Origin of the sequence: Agrococcus sp. Marseille-P2731, from assembly GCF_900117395.1 — a bacterium.
Taxonomy (GTDB): domain Bacteria; phylum Actinomycetota; class Actinomycetes; order Actinomycetales; family Microbacteriaceae; genus Agrococcus.
The window spans coordinates 91,638-108,297 of sequence record NZ_FPEG01000003.1; the positions used below are offsets into that span (position 1 = coordinate 91,638).

The window sequence follows — 16,660 nt, forward strand, 5'->3', positions numbered from 1 at the left end:
CCAACACGGCCGGGCCCCGTCGTGCCCGTCTGCCAAGTCTACGCGTGGGCCTGTGCTGGCCCCCTGCAGGCGAACGCGTCGGCGGGTGCGCGTGTTCCCGTCGCCCCCGCTCGAAGCCCTGGTGGTGCACCGGCGCAGGCGGCACGATGGGGGCATGATCGCTCACTCCTCCCCCGCCGGTGCCACGCAGCCGGCGGGCTCCCGCACGCCCGTCACCGTCGCCGTCACCGGCGGCGCCGGCCAGATCGGCTACCAGTTGCTGTTCCGCATCGCTGCGGGCGACATGCTCGGGCCCGACCAGCCCGTGCGCCTGCGGATCCTCGAGGTCGAGCCGGCGCTGCCGGCGCTCGAGGGCGTCGTGATGGAGCTGCACGACGCGGCCTTCCCACTGCTGGCCTCCGTCGACACGACGGCGGATGCGGCGGTCGCCTTCGAGGGCGCAGATCACGCGCTGCTCGTGGGCGCGCGGCCGCGCGCGAAGGGCATGGAGCGCTCCGACCTGCTCGCGGCCAACGGGGCGATCTTCGCCGCGCAGGGACGCGCGATCCAGGAGGGCGCGAGCGACCGCATCCGCATCACCGTGACCGGGAACCCGGCGAACACCAACGCCCTGATCGCAGCCGCCGCGGCGCCTGACATCCCGCGCGAGCGCTTCTCAGCGCTCACCCGGCTCGACCACAACCGCGCGATCGCGCAGCTCGCCGCGAAGACCGGCGCCGCGGTCGCCGACGTGCGTCGGATGATCGTGTGGGGCAACCACTCGGCGACGCAGGTACCCGACGTGACGCACGCGCTCGTGGCGGGTCAGCCCGCTGTCGACCTGGTCGAGCGCGAGTGGGTCACAGACCAGTTCGTGCCGACGGTGGCGAACCGGGGCGCTGCGATCATCGAGGCGCGCGGGGCGTCGTCGGCGGCGTCGGCCGCCTCGGCGACGGTCGACCACGTGCGCGACTGGGCGCTCGGCACGGCCGACGGCGACTGGACGTCGATGTCGGTGCTCTCTCGCGGCGAGTACGGGGTGCCGGAGGGGCTCGTGTCGTCGTTCCCCGTCACCGTGGCCGGCGGCGAGTGGTCGATCGTCGAGGGGCTCGCGATGGATGCCGACGTGCGCGCGCAGCTCGACCGCTCGGTCGCGGAGCTCACCGAGGAGCGCGAGGCGGTGCGGGCGCTCGGCCTGATCGGCTGACCGGGCGCACCCGCTGGGCTGGCGGCTCAGCGCAGGATGTCGCCGAGCCAGTTGCGGCCGCCGCGCTGGTTGCCGCGCTGGCCGCCCTGCTGACCGGCGCGCTGCTGCACGGTGCGGATGACCTTGTCGGCGATGCGGCCGACGGTGTCGCTGGAGCCCTGCTGGCCGGGCTGCTCCTGTCCGTGCGACTGCTGGCCGTACGGCTGCTGCTGGCCGTGCATCGGCTGGCCGTAGGGCTGCTGGCCGTGCGGCTGCTGCGGCTCGTAAGGCTGCTGCGCGAACTGCTGCTGCTCGGCGCCACCAAGACCCTGCTGCTGCGCGCGGTCGATCAGCTTGTCGAGCTCACCCCGGTCGAGCCAGATCCCCCTGCACTCCGGGCAGTAGTCGATCTCGATGCCGCTGCGCTCGCTCATCACCAGGGTCGCTGCGTCGTTCGGGCACTGCATGAGGGGTCCTCTCGTCAGAAGACTCCAGCATCGCCGCGTCGCCTATGCGTCGGCCCGGTGCCACTGCGTCGGCTCGGTGCCTCGCGGCGCAGCGAGGCAGCGGGCGGCGGCGCTGGTGGCGTCCCCAGACGAGGACGCATCGGGGAATCGTCTCGAGACGAGGACGGAATGCGCAGACAGCTGCACATCGTCCTCGATTCGTGACAGGTGCCGACCGCCGGCCCACGACTGGCCGCCCACGGTTGGGCGACCGCGGCTAGCCGTCCGCACCGGGATGCGTCCTCAGCTCGCGGAGGCCTGCTCCCCCACCCGACCGGGCCTCCCCTGCGACAGCACCAACGAGATCGTCGCCATCGTCCGCGCGATGTCGTGCACGACCTCCGCATAGCCGAAGCGCAGCCCACGATCGCCCTGGTCCGTGATCGCACGGTCGCGTCGTCGATCCTTCGCCGCCTGGCGAGCGTTGTCGTGCCACTCGTCGCCGTCGGCCTCGACGTACAGCCAGCCGTCGATCAGCAGATCGCTGAAGCTCCCGCCCGGCGCCGGCACCTGCGACTCGACGCTCCAGCCGCGTTCCAAGCACGGCACGCGCACGAGCGACTCCAGCCCTGAACCCGCGTGCCGGTCGAGCATCCTCCGCCATCGCGCGCACCGCTTGGGCAGCTTCCCGAACAAGCGGTCGAGCTCCGGTTCACCGATCAGGCCGCGGTGCAGCGCGCTGTCGATCGACGCGATCGCGTGTGGCGCCTCCACGCGGCGCGCGTGCTGCGCCAGCGCATCGACGATGCTCACGCGCCATGGGCGAGCATCCGCCTCGTAGTCCTCCCAGATGCGGTCGCCGACGCTCGTCGCTGCCACGCCGCGCGTCGGTCTGGTGGCGATCTGCAGGCGTGGCTGCTCGGTCACCCAGACGCCGAAGCTGCCCAGTGCGGTCGCGCCGCCGAGCACGCCGTGCGCTTCGAGCGCCGCCCTGATCTCGGCGTCGGCCTCGCGCGGCATCACCCAGCTGCGGCCGACCGCTTGCACGCCGCCGCCCTCGATCGCCCGACGGATCTGCCTCGGCGTGTGCCCCAACGCCCGCAGTGCGGTGCGCGTCATCGCGCCGCCCGCGGCCGTCAGATCGAGCTCGATGTCGCGCATCCGGGCACTCTGCACGCGGCGGCGCGGGGGCGCGGGATGCGGTGGGGCGGCTGTGGAGGGCGAGGAATGCGGGAGCCGTGCTGGGCGCGGGACTCGCGGCTGCGCGGAGCGCAGGTCCCAGGGCCGCGAAGCGGACGGCACGCGGGATGGCTACGGAGAGAGCGGAGCACCCGGGCGCGGGCGCCGCGGGCGGTCGTTGCCCGCGGCGGGCCGAGCGCACCGAGATGAGGACGTGAGCTGACGAAGTGGCCATTCGATCCTCTGCTGGGTGCGGATCCGCGATGCATCCTCTATCCGGGACCGCGGCGGCGCCTTACGGCGGGCGGCGGCGGAGGGCCACGGGCGCTGACGCGCACGGCCCTTGCCCGCCGCATCCGACGACCGTATGCTCGTAGCAATAATCGAAGCGTGTGTTCAGATAGAGAACACCCGTCGTGACGAAGACGTCCGTCGTCTCACACAGGAGTGAGGAAGCCCGTGCAGTTCCACCACCACGGTTACGTGTCCACCGACCCGCGCGTGCAGCCCGCCGCCGGCATCGGCCTCGATCGGCCCGCCGAGCTGCCCGACGAGGTCGACGTGCTCATCGTCGGCTCGGGCCCCGCCGGCATGATCGCGGCCGCGCAGCTCGCGCAGTTCCCCGCCGTCAACGTGCGCATCGTCGAGCGCCGCCCGGGCCGGCTCGAGATCGGCCAGGCCGACGGCATCCAGGCGCGCAGCGTCGAGACCTTCCAGGCGTTCGGCTTCGCCGAGAGCATCACGGCGGAGGCCTACCGCATCACCAAGATGTCGTTCTGGGGGCCGGACCCTGACGACCGCACGCGCATCATCCGCACCTCGAACCCCGAGGACGACCCGGCCGGCATCAGCGAGTTTCCGCACCTGATCGTCAACCAGGCCCGCGTGCTCGACTACTTCGCCCAGGCCGCGCTCAACGCTCCCGGCCGCGTGAAGCCCGACTACGGCTTCGAGTTCGCCGGCCTGCGCGTCACCGGCGAGGGCGAGCACCCCGTCGAGGTGACGCTCAAGCACTCGGCCGGCGAGCGGCTCGGCGAAGAGCGCGTGATCCGCGCGAAGTACGTCGTCGGCGCCGATGGCGCGCGCAGCGGCGTGCGCTCGGCCATCGGCTGCACGCTCGCGGGCCAGTCGGCGAACCACGCCTGGGGCGTCATGGACGTGCTGGCGAACACCGACTTCCCCGACATCCGCACGAAATGCGCGATCCAGTCGGCCTCCGGCGGCAACATCCTGCTGATCCCGCGCGAGGGCGGCTACCTCTTCCGCATGTACGTCGACCTCGGCGAGGTCGCCGAGGGCGACAACCGCAAGGTGCGCGACACCCCGATGGACGAGGTAATCCGCCGGGCGAACGAGATCATCGCGCCCTACACGCTCGACGTGAAGGACATCGCCTGGAGCTCGATCTACGAGGTCGGCCACCGCATCACCGATCGCTTCGACGACGTCACGCCCGAGGAGCGCGGCACCCGCACGCCGCGCGTGTTCATCGCCGGCGACGCCTGCCACACCCACTCGGCGAAGGCCGGCCAGGGCATGAACGTCTCGATGCAGGACGGCTGGAACATCGGCTGGAAGCTCGGCCACGTGCTCGACGGCCGCGCCGATGCCGCTCTGCTCGACACCTACTCGCTCGAGCGCCAGGTGGTCGCGCAGAACCTGATCGACTTCGACAAGGAGTGGTCGACGCTGATGGCGAAGCCGGCGAGCGAGCTCGGCAGCCCGCAGGAGGTCGCCGAGTTCTACACACGCACGATGGAGTTCCCGGCAGGATTCATGACGGAGTACGAGTCGTCGATGATCGTCTCGGGCGAGCCGCACCAGGAGCTCGCGACCGGCTTCCCTATCGGCAAGCGGTTCAAGTCGGCGCGCGGCGTGAAGGTCGCCGACACGAACCCCGTGCACATCGGGCACTTCCACACCGCCGACGGCCGCTGGCGCATCTACGCCTTCGCGGACGCGGCCCGGCCCGGTGCGGCATCCGCGATCGCCGACTGGGCCGAGTGGATCCAGCGCGACCCCTCCTCGCCCATCGCCGTGCACACGCCCGCCGGTGCCGACACGAGCGCGCTGTTCGACATCCGCGCCATCTACCAGCAGCCGCACGGCGAGGTCGACCTCAACGACGTGCCGGATGCGTTCAAGCCGGTCGTGGGTCCGTTCGAGCTCGTGAACCTCGAGAACGTCTACGCGACGCTGCCGGAGGAGGACATCTTCGACATCCGCGGCATCTCGCGTGACGGCGCGGTGGTCGTCGTGCGCCCGGATCACTACGTCGCGCACGTCCTGCCGCTGACGGCGACGGCCGAGCTCGCGGCGTTCTTCCGCGGCGCACTGCTGCCCGCCGCGCGCTGACGCGTCGCCGCTCGCCCTCCGGGGCGGGCGGCGGCTCCGCGCCAGAGACGCGACAGAGCCCCGGTCCTGAGACCGGGGCTCTGTGCTGGTGACCCCAGCGGGATTCGAACCCGCGTTACCGCCGTGAGAGGGCGACGTACTAGGCCGCTATACGATGGGGCCGTGCTGCGCATCTTGCGATTGCAACCTGGATAGTTTGCCACACGATCCGCACCCGTGCCAAATCGGCGTGGCGAGCCAGCCCGAGGACGGCACCCGTCAACGGATGCGGAGCACCTGCAGCGCTCCGGGCATGACCGTGCAGCGCACGGGCAGTCGACCGACGATCTCGCCGTCGGCGCACACGGTGACCGTCTCGTCGCTCGCGATCTCCGCGGTCTCGCAGTCCACGATGTGCACGCGCGGGTCGGCGGCGTGGCGGCCGCGCAGCGCCTTGGCGAGCACGAGCAGGAAGCGAGGGTAGGAGAGCTCGTCGGCGAAGACCGCAGTCAGCCGCCCGTCGCGCAGGTCGGCGCTCGGGGCGATGGGGATGCCGCCGCCGAAGGTGCGGTTGTTCGAGATCGCGGCGATCAGCGTGCGCCAGGTGCGCTCGGCTCCCCCGTCGAGCGTGACCCGGAACGCGCGATGCCGGGGCCGCAGCACCGTCGCGAGGATCGCCGCCTGGTAGCGCACGCGGCTCGGCACCCGCGTGAACCGGAACGAGCGCACGTTGACGTCGGCGTCGAAGCCGACCGACACGATGCCGGCCGCGAGCGCCACGCCGTCGGGGTGCTCGATGCGCACCAGGTCGACGCGGTCGGGCACCGAGGCCAGCAGCGCCTCGAGCGAGTCGATCACCTGCTCGGTGGTGCCGAGGGCGAGACCCGCCGCGAAGTCGTTGCCGCTGCCGGCGGGCACGATGAGCAGCCGCTTCGACGTGCCGCCGACGATGTTGACCCCGAGGTGCACCATGCCGTCGCCGCCGACGACCACCAGCGCATCCGCCCCGATCATCGCGAAGCGCGTCTGCTCGAGCTGGCCCGCGAAGTCGAGCGCTGCGATGTGCTGCACGCGGTGGCCGAGGTCGGCGATGCGCTCGGCGACGAGCGCGCCGACCGGCTCGGAGCGCCCGAATCGCGCGGTGGGGTTCGAGGCGACGACGACGTGCACGGTGCGAGCCTACGGCTGGGCACGCACCGCAGGACTCGCGGCCTCGCGGCGCCAGCGCATATCGTGGAGGACATGCGAGTGACCAAGCGTGAGCATGCCTGCATGATCCTCGGCGACGAAGGGCAGCAGCTCGTCATCGACCCCGGCAACCAGACCGGCCCCGTCTCGGCGCCCGGCCTCGTCGCGATCGTCATCACCCACGAGCACCCCGACCACTGGGATGCCGAGCACCTCACGGCGCTGCGCACCGCGCATCCGACCGTGCCCATCTACGGCCCGGCCGGTGTCGCCGCCGCAGCCGAGGGTTTCGACGTGATCGTCGTGGAGCCGGGCGAGCGCGTGACGGCGGGCCCGTTCCGCCTGCGCTTCCTCGGCGGGCAGCACGCCGAGATCCACCGCACGATCCCCATCGTCGACAACCTGGGCGTGCTCGTCAACGAGCGCTTCTACTACCCCGGCGACTCCTACGCGACGCCGGGCGTGCCGGTCGAGCTGCTCGCCACCCCCGCGGGCGCACCCTGGCTGAAGATCGGCGACGTGATCGACTTCGTGCTCGAGGTCGGGCCGCGCGCGACCTTCGCCGTGCATGACGGCCCGCTGTCCGAGATGGGGCTGGGCATGGCCCACGCCCGCATCGAGGCCGCGGTCGCCGAGGGCGGGGGCGAGCACCACCCGCTCGCCCCGGGTGACTCGATCGAGATCTGAGCTCTTCGCTATCTGAACGCGCTGTTCTATGCTCGAGCAGAGCGCACATCGGCCCGACCGGGCGCATGCGACCGGAGAGCGAGCGACGATGCCCGAGCAGACGAAGGCGCAGCGGGAGCCCGGCGGCTCGCAGACCAGCGGCTCCCAGACGCTCTCCCGCGGCCTGACCGCCCTGTCGCTGCTCGCTGACCACGGCACGCAGAGCATCCAATCGCTCGCCGACCTGCTCGGCGTGCACCGCTCGGTCGCCTACCGCCTCGTGCGCACGCTCGAGGAGCACCGCCTCGTCGTGCGCGATGCCGCCGGCATGCTGGCGCTCGGGCCGCAGCTGGTGGTGCTCGCCCGCGACGTCGAGCACGACCTGCAGTCGGCCTCGCTCCCCCAGCTGCAGCAGCTCGCCGACGAGCTCGGCATGACCGCGTTCCTGGCGGTGCGCGACGGGGACGACGCCGTGACGCTCGCGACGGCCGTGCCCCGCGGCGTCAACGCATCCGTCGCCCAGCACCCCGGTCACCGCCACCCGCTCGCGCTCGGCGCGCCCGGCATCGCCCTGCAGGCGCTGCTGAGCGACGCCGCATGGCGCGACCTCGGGCACGACGAGCCCATGCACCCCGAGGTCGAGCGCGTGCGCACGCGCGGCTACGCCGTGAGCGCCAACGAGGTGATCCAGGGCATCACCGCCGTCGGCGCACCCGTCAGGGCGAGAGGCACGACGGATGCGGCGGTCGCCGTCGTCACGGTCGGCGAGCCCGACACAGTGCAGCTGGGCGACGCCGTGCAGCGCACCGCTCGCGCCATCGAAGCCGAGCTGCGCTAGCCCGTGGACCTCGTCTCGTTCATCGTCGCGCTCGTCGCGCTGCTGATCGGCGCCGCCGGCCAGCGCATGATCGGCATGGGCTGGGGCCTGATCGTCACGCCCGCCGTCGCGCTCGTCGCGGGTCCGCTCGCCGCGGTGCTGGTCGTCAACCTCTATGGCGCGCTCGCGTGCCTCATCATCCTGCCGCGGCTGTGGGCGGACATCGACTGGCGGCGGCTGGCGTGGCTCACCGTGCCGGCGGTCGCGCTCATGCTGCCGGGCATGCTGCTGGCGAAGGGGCTCGAGACCGACCTGCTGCGCATCGCCGTCGGCATCATCGCGATCGTCGGCGTCGTCGTCGCGGTCGCCTTCACCGCGGGCGAGCGCTCGCTCGACGGCCCAGCGCTGCGCATCGGCGCCGGCGCCACGATCGGTGCGCTGAACGCGAGCGTCGGCATGGGTGCCCCGGCGGTCGGCGTCTACACGCTGCTCTCGGGCTGGCAGGATCGCACCTTCGTCGCGACGATGCAGCCGTTCTGGGTGATCGTGAGCGGCGTGACCGTGGCGGTGCGGCCGTTCGTAGCACCGGAAGGCAGCCCCGACTGGCCGCTGTGGGCGTGGCTGGTGCTGTGCGTGCCGGTGGTCGCGGGAGTCGTCGTCGGTGACCGCTTCGCCCACCACGTGAACCCGACCGTCGTGCGGTGGACGATCATCGTGCTCTCGGTGCTCGGGGGCGCTGCGCTCATCGTCACCGGCACGCTGGCGATGCTCGGCTGAGCCCGCGCCTGCTCGCTGCCGGCGGCGCCCACCTCACGCTCGCGGTGCCGGCACCGCCGGCATCACCCCGGTGCCGATCGACTCGAAGGCCGCGGGCCGATGCGCCTTCGCCTGCAGCGCGATCGCGACGCCGACCACGGCGGCCACGACCAGCAGCGCCGGCAGCACGAAGGTGAGCGCCGTGGTCTCCTCCTGACCGAGCAGCAGGTTCCAGTTGGCCAGCGTCAGCACGGTGACCGTCACGAAGAAGGCCGCGGCGATCGCCGGCGCCACCATGCGCGACCAGGGCGTCGTGTCACGGGCGTCGCGGGCGAAGAAGCCGATCACCGCGATCGACACGACGGCCATCAGCACGATGAGGCCGAGCGCGCCGAGGTTGGTGAGCCAGGTGAAGAGCGTCAGCACCGGGTAGAGCGGGCCGAGCTCGCTGCCGGCCCCGGCGATCGCGAAGCCGATGACGACGACGACGGCGACCACCGTCTGCGCCATCGACCCGAGCGCGGGAGCGCCGCGGCGGTTCGCGCGCCCGAACGCGGGCGGCAGCATGTGCTCGCGCCCGAGGGCGAAGGCATAGCGGGCCACCGCGTGGTGGAAGGAGATGACGGCGGCCAGCAGGCTCGAGATGAACAGCAGCTGCGCGACGTCGGCCACGAGCACGCCGACGCGGTCGCCGAGCTGGACGAAGAGCAGGTCAGGGCCAGAGGCCTGCGCGTCGGCGACCATCTGGCTCGGCCCGCTGCCCATCTGCATGGCCCAGGCGCTGAAGGCGTAGAACAGGCCGATGATGACGACCGCGGCGTAGGTGGCGCGCGGGACGGTGCGGCCCGGCTCCTTCGCCTCCTCGGTGTAGATCGCGCCGGACTCGAAGCCCATGAACGCCGCGATGCCCATCACGAGCACCACCCCGATCCCGGTCGCGAACAGGTCACCCGGCAGGAAGCCGCTCGCGGTGATGCCCTCGGGCGCCGAGCCGAGCGCGACGAGGTCGTAGACGAGCACGACGAGGAACTCGAGCGCCACGAGCACGCCGACCACCTTCACCGACAGGTCGACGCGATTGACGCCGAGCGCGGCGATGACGGCGATGGTGATGAGCACGAACACCCACCACGGGATCTCGACGCCGGTCTTCGCGGCGACGAAGCTCGAGGTCGCGAAGCCGAGCATGCCGTAGATGCCGATCTGCATGGCGTTGTAGGCGACGAGCGCCATCCACGCGCCGCCCACCCCCGCGGCCGGCCCGAGCCCGCGCGCGATGTAGGCGTAGAAGGCGCCGGCGTTGCGGATGTGCCGGCTCATCGCGACGTAGCCGACGGCGTAGATCAGCAGCCCGCCGGCGAGCAGCAGCATGCCGAGCGGGACCCCGGTGATCCCCGAGACCGCGTAGTTGGTGGTGACCCCACCCGCGAGCACCGTGAGGGGCGCGGATGCGGCGATGATCATGAAGACGATGGACGGCACGCCGAGGCGTGCGACGCCGCCACCGAGCGCTGATGCGGCGCCCGTCGTGACCGGCTGCTGAGAAGCGATGGCCATGGCAGCTCCTTTGCTGTCGTGTTGCCTCGATCGTGCCTGGCGGGCGTAGCGAACGGGGGCCGCGCACTTGTCGCTCCGCGCACGAACCGCCGACGATGGCGCGAGTATCGTTGGGCGGTGTGGCCGCACTGCAGCGGCCTGTGGAGGACCGTTGGCAGACATCTTCGACTTCCCGCCGCTCGAGACGCCCTTCGTGGGCATCGCCCAGTGGCGGCGCGACGTCACCGAGCAGTTCGTGCCGCTCGACGTGCACCCGCTCGGCGACGAGCCCTTCCGCGCTCGCGCGAGCCGCGTGGACGTCGGCGAGGTCTCGGTGTTCCGGATCGAGCACAGCGCCAGCATCGTCGCGCGCACGCCCGCGCTCGTGAGCCGCGGCGCCACCGACCTCATCAAGGTCAGCCTCCAGCTCTCCGGCGAGGAGCTCATCGAGCAGGACGGCCGCGTGGCGCTGCTGCACGCGGGCGATCTCGCGATCTACGACACCTCGCGCCCCTACTCGCTGCGCTTCGAGGGCGAGACGAGCCTCGTCGTGCTGACCTTCCCGCACGGCTACCTCGACATCCCGCGCGAGGAGCTCGCGGCCGTCACCGCGACCGTCTTCCCGCTCGAGTCGCCGCTGGGCCGCGTCGTCAACCCCTTCCTCGTCGGGCTCGCGCAGAGCCTCGGCGAGCTCCCCGCCGAGCACGGTCAGCGCCTCGCGCGCACGGGCCTCGACCTGCTGATGACGCTCATCCGCACCCAGCTCAAGGAGGGCGTGCGCCGCGACCCGCGCCGCCAGCTGCTGCACGAGGTGCTCGGCACGATCGACCGGCTGCTCGGCGACCCCGAGCTCTCCCCCGCGCAGATCGCGGCGGCCCACTTCATCTCGACCCGGCACCTGCACGCGGTCTTCGCCGAGCACGACGTCACGGTCGCCGGCTGGATCCGCGAGCGCCGCCTCGAGCACATCCGCCGCGACCTGGCCGATGCGCAGCTCGCCGAGCTGCCCATCGCCCGCATCGCCGCCCGCTGGGGGCTCGTGAACCCCGCGCACTTCTCGCGGCTGTTCCGCGCGACCTTCGGGCAGAGCCCGACCGAGTATCGCGCGGCGACCGCGATCCTCCCGCAGCACGAGCGGGCGGCCGTCGAGCGGCAGGCGGCAAGCGCCCTGCGCTGACGGGCAAGACCGGGCGGCGCCCCGCCGCCTAGCGTGGAGGCACGCTGGACGAGGAGGTCCCATGCCCCACCGCAACGAGCCCGACGCCACCCACACGCACGGCGCGCGCGATTCGCGCCTGACCGAGCCGGCGCATCCGCTCGACGCGCTCTCGCCCGCCGAGATCGACCGGGTGCGCGCCGCGCTCGACGCCGAGGGGCTGCTGCAGCCCGACACGCGCTTCCCGCTGCAGGTGCTGCTCGAGGCGCCCAAGGCGCAGCTCGCCGCCTGGTCGCCCGGGCAGCCGCTCGGCCGCCGCGTGCTGAGCACGCTGCTCGACACCGCGACCGGCCTCGTGCGCGAGGCGATCGTGGCGCTCGACGACGACCGCGTCGAGTCGACCCAGACGCTGCCGACCACCGAGGCGCCCTTCGGCCAGCCGCCCTACCTGTTCGAGGAGTACGAGCTCGTCGACCGGGTGGTGAAGGCGGATGCGGGCTGGCGCGCGGCCATGGAGGCGCGCGGGCTCACCGAGTGGGAGCGCGCGCTCGTCGTGCCGCTCGCGCCGGGCCAGTTCGGCGAGGCCGACGAGGTCGGCAAGCGCATGATGCGCTCGCTCACCTTCATGCCGCCTGCCGAGGGCGACAACCCCTGGTCGTTCCCGGTCGAGGGTCTCGTGCTGATGGTGGACGTCACCGCGCAGCGCGTCGTCAAGCGCATCGACGAGCGCCAGGTGCCGATGCCAGCGATCGACGGGAACTACGACGACGCCTCGGTCGGCGAGCGCCGCACGACGCTCAAGCCGCTCGAGATCACGATGCCGGAGGGGCCGAGCTTCTCGGTCGACGGCGGCGAGGTGACGTGGGAGCAGTGGCGGTTCCGCATCGGCTTCTCGATGCGCGAGGGGCTCGTGCTGCACCAGCTCGGCTGGCAGGACGGCGACGAGCTGCGCCCGGTGCTGCACCGCGCGAGCGTGCCGGAGATGGTCGTGCCCTACGGCGACACGACCGAGACGCGGCGCTGGATCAGCTACTTCGACGCCGGCGAGTACAACCTGGGCAAGAACGCCAACTCGCTCGAGCTCGGCTGCGACTGCCTGGGCGCGATCCACTACTTCGACGCGCACCTGGCTGCCGACACCGGCGAGGCGATCACGATCCCCCGCGCCGTGTGCATGCACGAGGAGGACTACGGGATCCTCTGGAAGCACCGCGAGCTCGACGGCGCCACGACGCACGGCCGCCGCTCGCGGCGGCTCGTCGTCTCGTACTTCGCGACGGTCGGCAACTACGACTACGGCTTCTTCTGGTACCTCTACCTCGACGGCTCGATCCAGTTCGAGGCGAAGGCGACGGGCATCGTGTTCGCGGGGGCGGATGTGCCGGGCACCGAGCTGGCGCACGCCACCGAGATGGCGCCGGGGCTCTTCGCGCCCATCCACCAGCACATCTTCTGCGCGCGCCTCGACTTCGACGTCGACGGCACCGACAACTACGTCGACCAGGTCGACCTGGTGCGCATCCCGATGGGTGAGGCGAACCCCTGGGGCAACGCCTTCGGCCACCGGCGCGATCGCGTCACCGAGGCCTCCGGCATGCTCGGCGACGGCGCCCTCGGCCGCACCTGGCACATCGGCTCGGCGAGCCGCACGAACGCGGTGGGCAGGCCGACGGAGTTCCAGCTGATCCCCGAGGCTCGGGCCACGCTCATGGCCGATCCCGCCTCGACGGTGCACGCGCGGGCGACCTTCGCGACGAAGCACCTCTGGGTGACCGCGCACGACGAGGACGACCTCTACCCGGCCGGCCGCTACCCGAACCAGCACGCGGGAGGCGCGGGCGTGCCCACGTCCGTCGCGGCCGGCGGCGAGGTCGACGGCGCCGACCTGGTGGTCTGGCACGCCTTCGGCCTCACCCACATCCCCCGCCCCGAGGACTGGCCCATCATGCCGGTCGACTACTCGGGCTTCTGGATCAAGCCCTCCGGCTTCCTCGACCGCAACCCGACGCTCGACGTGCCCGAGGCGGGCGGCGCGGGCGGCGGATGCGGCTGCGCCGGTGGATCGGGCGCGTGTGGCTGCGCGAGCGGGCACGGCGGGCACCGTGGCGGGCACGACGGGGACAGCGGCGGGCACAGCGCGCACAGCGGGCACGACCACGACGGCCACGAGGGCCACCACGGCGCCGACGGCGCCGATCACGTGGCGATCCGCTGACGCAGCCCCGCGTGGCCCTGCGAGCAGCCTCGCGCACAGCGCAAGCCGCGCCGCCCCCACGCACAACGCAAGCCGGCCCGCCCCACGCACAACGCAAGCCGAGCCGCCAGGTTCGGCGGGCCCCCGCGGGAGGATTCGGGATCCTCCGCGAGGACCAGCGGCTCGGCTTGCGTTGTGCGAACGGGGCAGTGCCTCAGCCGTGGATGACCTGCGGCACGCCCATCGCCTTCAGCCCCTCGACGCCGAACTCGAGGCCGTAGCCGGAGCCCTTCACGCCGCCGAACGGCGCCATCGGGTGGATGGTGCCGTGCGAGTTGATCCACACAGAGCCCGCCTCGATGCGGGACGCGACCTCGCGGGCGCGCCCCGCATCCGCCGACCACACGCTGGCGCCCAGCCCCGCCTCGCCGCGGTTCGCGCGCTCGATGGCGTCGTCGATGTCGGAGTAGCGCAGGATCGGCAGCGCGGGGCCGAACTGCTCCTCGCGCACCAGGTCGGCGTCGTCGTCGAGACAGTCGACGAGCGTCGCCGGGTAGAACCAGCCCGGTGCGTCGCGGTCGGGCTCGCCGCCGAGCAGCACGCGGCCGCCGCGCGCCTTCGCATCCTCGACGAGGCGGTCGACGACGCCGTACTGCTGCTCGGTCGTGAGCGGGCCCAGCACGTTCTGCTCGTCGGAGCCCGGCCCCATCGGCATCGCACCAGCCACCGCGACGAGCTCGCGCACCACGTCGTCGTAGACGTCGTCGTGCACGTAGAGCCGCTTGAGCGCCGCGCAGGTCTGGCCGGTGTTGATGAAGGCGCCCCAGAAGAGCCCCTCGGCGATCGCCTTCGGGTCGACGTCGGGCAGCACGATGCCCGGGTCGTTGCCGCCGAGCTCGAGCGTCAGCCGCGTCAGGTTGTCGGCGGATGCGCGCATGATGGCCGCGCCCGTGCGGGCGGAGCCGGTGAAGGTGACCTTGCCGAATGCCGGGTGCGACGAGATCGCCTCGCCCAGCTCGCGGTCGCCCGCGACCACGGTGAGCAGGCCCTCCGGCAGGTGCCGGTTCACGAGGTGCGCGGTCGCGAGCACGCTGAGCGGCGTGTACTCGCTCGGCTTCATGACGACCGCGTTGCCCATCCGCAGTGCCGGCGCGAACTGCCAGGTCGCGATCATGGCCGGCCAGTTCCACGGGCCGATCGCGCCCACGAGTCCGATGGGGCGGTAGTAGACGGTGGCCTTCGCGGCGCCGTCGTCGACGACGACCTCCGGCTCGAGCTCGGTGGCGATGGTCGCCCGCAGCCAGGCCACCACGGCTCCCGCCTCGAAGCGGGCACCGGGGCCGCTGAGGGGCTTGCCCTGCTCGCGGGCGATGATGAGCGCGAGCGCCTCGGCGTTCGCCTCGACCTCGTCGGCCGCCGCGGTGAGCGCGGCGCGGCGCCCCTCGTCGCCGAGCGCCGCCCAGGCGGGCTGGGCGGCCCGAGCCGCCTCGATCGCGCGCTCGAGGTCGTCCGTGGTCGAGACCGGCGCGTGCGCGAAGGTCTCACCGGTGGCGGGGTCCACGACGGGCGACCCCTCCTCTGCGCTGACGGCTGCCAGCAGGCTCTCGTAGGTCTCCATGGTCGCTCCTTCTCGTGTGGGGTTCATCGGTTCGACGTCAGGACGTCGGCCGCGCGCTCGCCGATGAGGATCGAAGGCGCGTTGGTGTTGCCGCTGGGCACGCTGGGCATGATCGACGCATCCGCCACCCGGAGCCCCTCGATGCCGTGCACGGCGAAGCTGGTCGGGTCGACGACCGCGTCGGGCCCGGTGCCCATGCGGCAGGTGCCGACCTGGTGGTGGTAGGTCGTGACCCACTCGCGCATGTGGTGGTCGAGCGCGGCATCGTCGAGCTCGCCGGCGGGCCGCGGCAGCACGAGCCGCGCGCCCCACTCCTCGGCCAGCTCGGGCTGCGCGCCGACCTCGAGCATCTGCTGCATCGAGGCGCGCAGGCTCGCGACGTCCTCGGGGCGCTCGAGGATGCGCGGATCCAGCAGCACCGGCGCCTGCGGGTCGTTCGACACAAGCCGCAGGGTGCCGCGCGACTCCGGGCGCACGAGGCCGGCCTGCAGCGTGAAGCAGGTGCCGGTGACGTCCTCGCCCGGCGGCGCCATCGCGACCGAGAAGCAGATGGGCTGCGTGTCGGGCACGTCGAGCCCCTCTCGGAAGCGGGTGAAGGAGTGCACCATCGCCGCCGGCTCGTACTCGACGCGGGCCGGGATGGGCTTCGCCGCCGTCTCGTAGACGAAGGGCACGAGCAGGTGGTCGTGCAGGTTCTCGCCCACGCCCGGCAGATCGATCACGAGCGGCACGTCGACCTCTGCCAGGTGCGCGGCGGGGCCGATGCCCGAGTGCAGCAGGATGCGGGGCGTGTCGAGCGCGCCCGCGCACAGCACCACCTGGTCGGCGCGCACCTGCTCGAGCGCGCCATCCGCCTCGACCTCGACGCCGACGACGCGCCCGCCCTCGACGAGCAGGCGGTGCACCCAGACGCCGGTGCGCAGCGTCAGGGCGGGGTGCTCCTGGACGGGGCTCATGCAGGCGCGCCACGTCGACAGCCGCACGCCGTCGCGGGTGGTGAGCTGCATCCAGCTGACGCCCTCGATGTCGGCCCCGTTGTAGTCGGGGTTGGCCGGCACGCCGGCGCCGACGAAGGCGTCGTGGATGGACTCGAAGATCGGGTTGCGGGCGTATCGGTCGGTGACGTCGAGCGGCCCGTCGGCACCCCGCAGCTCGCTCGCCCCACCGGAGAAGCGCTCCATGCGGCGGAACACGGGCGCGACGTCGTCCCAGGCCCAGCCCGTCGCACCCTCGCGCGCCCAGCGGTCGTAGTCGCCGTGGGCGCCGCGCACGAAGATCGAGGCGTTCAGCGAGTGCGAGCCGCCCAGCACCTTGCCGCGCGGCCAGTGGATGCGGCGGCCGTGCGCGTGCTCCTGAGGCACCGTGTGGTACCCCCAGTCGTCAGGGCTGAGCCACAGCTCTGCCAGGCGGCCGAGGTCGTCGATCGATGGCTTGCGGTCGTCACCTCCGGCTTCCAGCAGCGTGACGCTCGCACCCGCATCGAGCAGGCGACGAGCGATCACCGACCCAGCGGACCCCGCTCCGATGACCAAGACGTCCGACATGCTTCCTCCTCGGCCGATCTCCGTCGATCGGCACTCGCCAGCCTCACAGAGCGGCCGTCGC

General features: G+C 72.5%; 13 protein-coding genes and 1 tRNA gene. 7 read left to right on the forward strand and 7 right to left on the reverse strand.

All coding sequences use genetic code 11. The features are described from left to right. The first annotated feature begins 154 nt into the window (after positions 1 to 154). A complete protein-coding gene (locus tag BQ6202_RS08630; protein ID WP_072314096.1) occupies positions 155 to 1,186 on the forward strand; it encodes a malate dehydrogenase in 1,032 nt (343 codons plus the stop codon). Between the two features lie 26 nt (positions 1,187 to 1,212). On the opposite strand, the gene BQ6202_RS14585 is transcribed toward BQ6202_RS08630, so the two are convergent. After that, positions 1,213 to 1,632, reverse strand: a complete 420-nt coding sequence (locus BQ6202_RS14585; protein WP_083587154.1) for a TFIIB-type zinc ribbon-containing protein — start codon at positions 1,630 to 1,632, stop codon at positions 1,213 to 1,215. A 282-nt stretch (positions 1,633 to 1,914) separates the two neighbouring features. After that, positions 1,915 to 2,772 (reverse strand): endonuclease domain-containing protein, encoded by an 858-nt coding sequence (locus tag BQ6202_RS08640; protein ID WP_072314097.1) that lies wholly within the window; start codon positions 2,770 to 2,772, stop codon positions 1,915 to 1,917. A 477-nt stretch (positions 2,773 to 3,249) separates the two neighbouring features. On the opposite strand from BQ6202_RS08640, the gene BQ6202_RS08645 reads away from it, so the two are divergent. Then, positions 3,250 to 5,145: an FAD-binding monooxygenase gene (locus tag BQ6202_RS08645; RefSeq protein WP_072314098.1), complete on the forward strand. Its 1,896-nt coding sequence runs from the start codon at positions 3,250 to 3,252 to the stop codon at positions 5,143 to 5,145. Between the two features lie 86 nt (positions 5,146 to 5,231). Here BQ6202_RS08645 and BQ6202_RS08650 read toward each other — a convergent pair. Both BQ6202_RS08650 and BQ6202_RS08655 read right to left on the reverse strand, forming a co-directional pair. Further along, positions 5,232 to 5,307: transfer RNA gene (locus BQ6202_RS08650), tRNA-Glu, on the reverse strand. A 96-nt stretch (positions 5,308 to 5,403) separates the two neighbouring features. Then, entirely contained in the window at positions 5,404 to 6,294 is an 891-nt protein-coding gene (locus BQ6202_RS08655; protein ID WP_072314099.1) for a diacylglycerol/lipid kinase family protein, read from the reverse strand. A 72-nt stretch (positions 6,295 to 6,366) separates the two neighbouring features. Between BQ6202_RS08655 and BQ6202_RS08660 the strand changes: the two genes are divergently transcribed. From BQ6202_RS08660 to BQ6202_RS08670, 3 genes are all read left to right on the forward strand, one after another. Continuing rightward, entirely contained in the window at positions 6,367 to 6,999 is a 633-nt protein-coding gene (locus tag BQ6202_RS08660; protein WP_072315061.1) for an MBL fold metallo-hydrolase, read from the forward strand. A gap of 88 nt (positions 7,000 to 7,087) precedes the next feature. Further along, complete coding sequence (locus BQ6202_RS08665; RefSeq protein WP_072315062.1) at positions 7,088 to 7,816, forward strand: IclR family transcriptional regulator; 729 nt, start codon at positions 7,088 to 7,090, stop codon at positions 7,814 to 7,816. A gap of 3 nt (positions 7,817 to 7,819) precedes the next feature. Beyond that, positions 7,820 to 8,572 (forward strand): TSUP family transporter, encoded by a 753-nt coding sequence (locus BQ6202_RS08670; RefSeq protein WP_072314100.1) that lies wholly within the window; start codon positions 7,820 to 7,822, stop codon positions 8,570 to 8,572. A gap of 33 nt (positions 8,573 to 8,605) precedes the next feature. On the opposite strand, the gene BQ6202_RS08675 is transcribed toward BQ6202_RS08670, so the two are convergent. Then, positions 8,606 to 10,108 (reverse strand): APC family permease, encoded by a 1,503-nt coding sequence (locus BQ6202_RS08675; RefSeq protein WP_083587155.1) that lies wholly within the window; start codon positions 10,106 to 10,108, stop codon positions 8,606 to 8,608. A 151-nt stretch (positions 10,109 to 10,259) separates the two neighbouring features. Here BQ6202_RS08675 and BQ6202_RS08680 point away from each other — a divergent pair, with 151 nt between their 5' ends. Continuing rightward, on the forward strand, positions 10,260 to 11,264 hold the full coding sequence (locus BQ6202_RS08680) for an AraC-like ligand-binding domain-containing protein (RefSeq protein WP_072314101.1): 1,005 nt from the start codon (positions 10,260 to 10,262) through the stop codon (positions 11,262 to 11,264). Positions 11,265 to 11,325: 61 nt separating this feature from the next. Next, complete coding sequence (locus tag BQ6202_RS08685; protein WP_072314102.1) at positions 11,326 to 13,458, forward strand: primary-amine oxidase; 2,133 nt, start codon at positions 11,326 to 11,328, stop codon at positions 13,456 to 13,458. Between the two features lie 193 nt (positions 13,459 to 13,651). Here the strand turns inward: BQ6202_RS08685 and BQ6202_RS08690 are convergent, their stop codons facing one another. Beyond that, positions 13,652 to 15,055 (reverse strand): aldehyde dehydrogenase family protein, encoded by a 1,404-nt coding sequence (locus BQ6202_RS08690; protein ID WP_072314103.1) that lies wholly within the window; start codon positions 15,053 to 15,055, stop codon positions 13,652 to 13,654. 23 nt (positions 15,056 to 15,078) lie between these two features. Further along, on the reverse strand, positions 15,079 to 16,599 hold the full coding sequence (locus BQ6202_RS08695) for a GMC family oxidoreductase (RefSeq protein ID WP_072314104.1): 1,521 nt from the start codon (positions 16,597 to 16,599) through the stop codon (positions 15,079 to 15,081). Positions 16,600 to 16,660 lie beyond the last annotated feature (61 nt).

What these genes read in the sequence shown, in the direction of transcription:
- BQ6202_RS08630 (WP_072314096.1), top strand. Translation starts at nt 155, where the DNA reads ATGATCGCTCACTCCTCCCCCGCCGGTGCCACGCAGCCGGCGGGCTCC.
- BQ6202_RS14585 (WP_083587154.1), bottom strand. Translation starts at nt 1,632, where the DNA reads ATGCAGTGCCCGAACGACGCAGCGACCCTGGTGATGAGCGAGCGCAGC.
- BQ6202_RS08640 (WP_072314097.1), bottom strand. Translation starts at nt 2,772, where the DNA reads ATGCGCGACATCGAGCTCGATCTGACGGCCGCGGGCGGCGCGATGACG.
- BQ6202_RS08660 (WP_072315061.1), top strand. Translation starts at nt 6,367, where the DNA reads ATGCGAGTGACCAAGCGTGAGCATGCCTGCATGATCCTCGGCGACGAA.
- BQ6202_RS08665 (WP_072315062.1), top strand. Translation starts at nt 7,088, where the DNA reads ATGCCCGAGCAGACGAAGGCGCAGCGGGAGCCCGGCGGCTCGCAGACC.
- BQ6202_RS08675 (WP_083587155.1), bottom strand. Translation starts at nt 10,108, where the DNA reads ATGGCCATCGCTTCTCAGCAGCCGGTCACGACGGGCGCCGCATCAGCG.
- BQ6202_RS08685 (WP_072314102.1), top strand. Translation starts at nt 11,326, where the DNA reads ATGCCCCACCGCAACGAGCCCGACGCCACCCACACGCACGGCGCGCGC.
- BQ6202_RS08690 (WP_072314103.1), bottom strand. Translation starts at nt 15,055, where the DNA reads ATGGAGACCTACGAGAGCCTGCTGGCAGCCGTCAGCGCAGAGGAGGGG.
- BQ6202_RS08695 (WP_072314104.1), bottom strand. Translation starts at nt 16,599, where the DNA reads ATGTCGGACGTCTTGGTCATCGGAGCGGGGTCCGCTGGGTCGGTGATC.